The organism is Moorena sp. SIO4E2, assembly GCF_010671945.1.
Lineage (GTDB): Bacteria > Cyanobacteriota > Cyanobacteriia > Cyanobacteriales > Coleofasciculaceae > Moorena > Moorena producens.
Map to the genome: position 1 here is coordinate 1 of NZ_JAAHIE010001388.1, position 1,103 is coordinate 1,103.

At 49.1% G+C, this 1,103-nt stretch carries 2 protein-coding genes; both read right to left on the reverse strand.

What is annotated here, in order from left to right; translation table 11 throughout:
- On the reverse strand, nt 1–461 hold a 461-nt coding region (locus F6K37_RS43900; RefSeq protein WP_287257412.1), incomplete at its 3' end, for an AMP-binding protein.
- Nucleotides 462–569: 108 nt separating this feature from the next.
- The coding region (locus tag F6K37_RS43905; protein WP_287257413.1) for an aspartate/glutamate racemase family protein at nt 570–1,103 on the reverse strand (534 nt) is incomplete at its 5' end.

Genomic DNA, 1,103 nt, shown 5'->3' on the forward strand with positions numbered 1-1,103 from the left:
ATCAAAACATCTTGGCTCAAAATCCTCTGCTCAAACCCTGAAGCATCGAGATGGTAGCGATCGCTTAAAATTAACCTAGCCTTTGAGTCGTTAAGAATCAGGCTCAGGCGAGACTCTGGCAACGATATATCTAAGGGAACATAAAATTTCCCGGCCTTGAGTACCCCCAACATCCCTGCAATCATGCTTGGTCCGGTCTCAAATAACAGAGCAACCGGTTGGGACCCAGCCCCAAGCTTGGCTAAAACGGCTCGTGCAATCCGGTTAGCCCATTGGTTTAAGGCGTTGTAGGTTAGCTCTTGTCCTGGAAAACCGATGGCAAGACGATTCCCATGACGTGAAACCTGTTGTTCAAACTGCTCTACAATGGACCGTTCAACATTTTCTAAGGGGAAAGGCTCATTTGTCTCGTTGAGACTATCGTTGTCGAGAGGGGTCAGGGGTTTTACAGAGGGATTCATCGTTTGAGTAATGGTGTTTGAGTAATGGTGTTTGAGTAATGGTGTTTGAGTAATGGTGTTTGAGCTAATGTGGTTTGGACTGATCTGTTAGAGATAAAACCTGTCTCGTTACAGGCTCAGTTCCATTGCTGCCATCGGGTGAAGGGTTTCAGCGGCATGGTTCAAAGCCAGTTGAACCGGATTAATCACGTCGAGCGCCGACAAAAACTCCCCGACAGCCCCCGTCGTTTTTCCTTGCAGCCACTCCAGCAAACAGGGAATTTCGCTACAGCCTGCGATGATACAGTCCGGGTCAGGTTGGGTGTTGAGCAGTTCCACAAAGAAGCGTTCCCCTAACAAGCAGGTCAAATCACGATTAGAGGCTTTTACCCCCTGATAAATGCAGTCCATCAGGGTTAAGTGCAAAGCATCCCTTGGTTCGATCAGGTCAATCCCATTGGCCTGAAGGGGATGGGCGTAAACCTTTCCCCATCGCGTGGCACTGGTGCATAGCAGTAACGGTCGCCGCCAATCCCCATCTCTGAGATGCTCCACCACCGATTCAATTAACGAAATCCACTGGAGTTTAATGGCAATCTGGGGATGATTCTGAAAGAGCCGCTGCCACGCTTGGGGCAGGAAGTAATGGGCAGCATTACAGAA